Raw genomic sequence first — 2,899 nt, forward strand, 5'->3', positions numbered from 1 at the left:
AAATCGACGCAGCGACCTTTATTTTCCCAATCGCCGTAGCGTGTCGGCTCGGGTCCTTTTCTGCCACCGACTTCAGGCGCCGCGGTGTTAGGGTCAGGAGCGGCAGGTGCGACGCCGTCCGCGCTTTTATTTGCGGCTTTCGGAGCGCCTATTTGCGCTGCCTCGGCGGGCTCGCCTGCGGAGACTGGCTTGACCTTGCGTTTGAATAGCGTCATTCAGAATCCATAACCCACGAGGCCACCCGCCGCCAGGGCAAAATGGGGCCTTACGAATCGCGGTGATTTATCGGTATAAGAATGACACATGCCGCCCGCCCGTAAACCTCACCGGCCCACACTGCCCGCAGCAAGCCGTGCATGTGCAGGGACTGCCCTCGAAGCGGTACTCCGCAAGGGCCGCAATCTGGCTGAAGCGCTCGACTCACAACCGGCGTTTACGGCCATGTCAGTCCGCGACCGCGCCTTCACCCGTCTTCTACTGCTGACCACGTTGCGTCGTCTGGGCCAGATCGACAATGCCATCGACGGTTTGCTCGAAAAACCACTGCCTGCCCGTCGCGCACCCGTGCGCGACATCCTACGGCTCGGCGCGGCCCAGCTCCTTTTCCTCAACACCCCGCCCCACGCGGCGGTGGACGGCGCCGTCGCGCTCACGGCACAATCGCGTCATGCAGCGCTGAAGGGCCTGGTTAATGCGCTCCTCCGACGGCTCGCGCGTGACGGTGCGGCACTGCTTGTGATGCAGGACGCGGCGCGCCTCAACACCAGCGATTGGCTATGGCAAAGCTGGACGGCGTGTTATGGCGAAGAGCGATGCCGCGCCATCGCGATGGCTCATATGACCGAGCCGCCGATCGATCTCAGCTTCAAACAAATGACGCCCGACTGGTCCGCACGCCTTGGCGGCGAAGCGATGCCAGGCGACACACTCCGGCTAAAGCGCGCCGGCGCGGTGGACGCGCTTGACGGTTATGCCGAGGGCGCCTGGTGGGTGCAAGATATTGCCGCCGCCCTGCCGGCGAAGCTTCTGGGCGCGGTATCGGGGCAGCATATTATCGAGATCGGCGCCGCGCCCGGCGGGAAAACCGCACAGCTCGCTGCGGCAGGCGCACATGTGCAAGCGCTGGATCGTTCGCCCGCCCGCCTTGCCCGTTTGCGTCAAAACCTTGAACGCCTCGGTCTCCCGGCGGAAATCATCAAAGCTGACGGCGAGACCTGGCGTCCGCAGGAATTGGCAGATGGACTTTTGCTGGACGCGCCGTGCAGCGCGACCGGCACCATCCGCCGTCATCCCGACATCATGTGGCGGCGCCAGCCAAAAGACGTGGCGGAACTTGTTGGCAGACAGGCCCGCATGCTGCAAGCGGCGATCAAGATGATCAAGCCGGGTGGCCTACTAGTGTATGCGGTGTGCTCGCTTGAGCTCGCTGAAGGGCCCGAGCAAATCGAAAATTTTCTCGCCACAGGCGCTCCGGCGGAACGAGTTGTCGTCACCGCAAACGAAGCCTTGGGACTCGCCGAAGCGCTCACACCGGCTGGCGATTTGCGAACGCTACCCTGCCATTTGACGACAGCGGGCGGCATGGACGGATTCTACGCCGCGCGCTTGCGGCGCACCTTCTAAGCTGCTACGAAATCGGACATGCAACGTTCTGTGCGAATCGCTCCTTCAATCCTATCAGCGGACTTTGCACGCCTGGGCGAAGAGGTTCAGGCGATCGATCAGGCGGGCGCGGATTGGATTCATATTGATGTGATGGACGGGCATTTTGTGCCCAACATCACCATCGGCCCGGACATCATTCGCGCGCTCAGACCGCACAGCAAATTGCCGTTTGACGTCCATCTGATGATCTCTCCGGTCGACTCCTACCTCGCCGCATTTGCCGAAGCGGGAAGCGACATCCTGACGGTTCATGCCGAAGCCGGCGCCCATCTTCATCGTACGGTTCAGCACATCAAAGCGTTGGGGAAAAAAGCCGGTGTCGCCCTCAATCCCGGCACGCCGGCGCAGGCCGTGCAGCCGCTGCTTGGCGAACTGGATCTGGTGCTGGTGATGACGGTCAATCCGGGATTTGGCGGCCAGTCATTTATCGCCAGCCAAATCGACAAGATCAAAGACCTGCGCGCCCGCATCGATGCCTCCGGCCGGGCGATCGATTTACAGGTCGATGGCGGCATCAACCGTGGCAATGCGGCGCGGGCGATCGCGGCGGGCGCGGACGTACTGGTTGCCGGTTCCGCGACATTTGCCGGCGGTAATTATGGCGACAATATCGCCGCCTTGCGCGGCGCACCAAACGCCACACGGAACGCCCGGAAAGGCGCGCCACCCGCCGCCGCTTCGGGAGATTAGCCGCCATGGCGCGGGGCCGCCGCAAGAATTCCACTGGAGGGACAGCCCTCGGTGGTGTGGTCGGCAAGATCAAGGGATTTGGCTACGCCAGCCCAGCTTACCGCTTTACACTGAGCGGCCGCACGCCGGATAAATTACTGCTACAGCCGGCAGACATGCTCCCTGGCGATGCCGGCCGGGGCAGCGCGCTGTTGGAGAACCGCTACGCCTTTGCCGGTCGGGAAGTTACGGCCTCAACCGGGCCGCAACCGGGCGGGGGCGAGGACGGCCCACCGTGGCGCCACACGGGCGCCGGCGAATACTGGTTCCGCGAACTTCAAAGTTTTGACTGGTTGCGCGACTTGCAGGCCCTCGCCACACAGGCGTCACGGGCGCGAGCGCGCAAACTGGTGCTGCACTGGCTTGATGTCCATACCGCCATCGACCCGCGACCGTGGAGCCCCGATCTCGTGGGCCGGCGCGTGGCGGCGTGGCTGTCGCACGCGGAATTTCTCCTCAAGGAATCGGATTCGTCTTTTTCGAAGCGCTTTTTCCAGGGCGTGGC

4 protein-coding genes are annotated in these 2,899 nt (G+C 63.4%); 3 read left to right on the top strand and 1 reads right to left on the bottom strand.

All coding sequences use genetic code 11. From position 1 onward, the window contains the following. The coding region (locus tag O3A94_17175) for a DUF1674 domain-containing protein (protein ID MDA1357981.1) at positions 1-215 on the bottom strand (215 nt) is incomplete at its 3' end. Positions 216-303: 88 nt separating this feature from the next. Here O3A94_17175 and O3A94_17180 point away from each other — a divergent pair. From O3A94_17180 to O3A94_17190, 3 genes are all read left to right on the top strand, one after another. Further along, on the top strand, positions 304-1,623 hold the full coding sequence (locus tag O3A94_17180; protein MDA1357982.1) for an MFS transporter: 1,320 nt from the start codon (positions 304-306) through the stop codon (positions 1,621-1,623). Between the two features lie 18 nt (positions 1,624-1,641). After that, the gene (gene rpe / locus O3A94_17185) at positions 1,642-2,355 is read left to right on the top strand and encodes a ribulose-phosphate 3-epimerase (protein ID MDA1357983.1); all 714 of its coding nucleotides are present in this window, start codon (positions 1,642-1,644) and stop codon (positions 2,353-2,355) included. 5 nt (positions 2,356-2,360) lie between these two features. After that, positions 2,361-2,899, top strand: a 539-nt coding sequence (locus O3A94_17190; GenBank protein MDA1357984.1) for a hypothetical protein, incomplete at its 3' end; no start/stop codon positions are given.

The sequence above is a fragment of the Pseudomonadota bacterium genome, assembly GCA_027624955.1.
Classification (GTDB): domain Bacteria; phylum Pseudomonadota; class Alphaproteobacteria; order UBA828; family UBA828; genus PTKB01.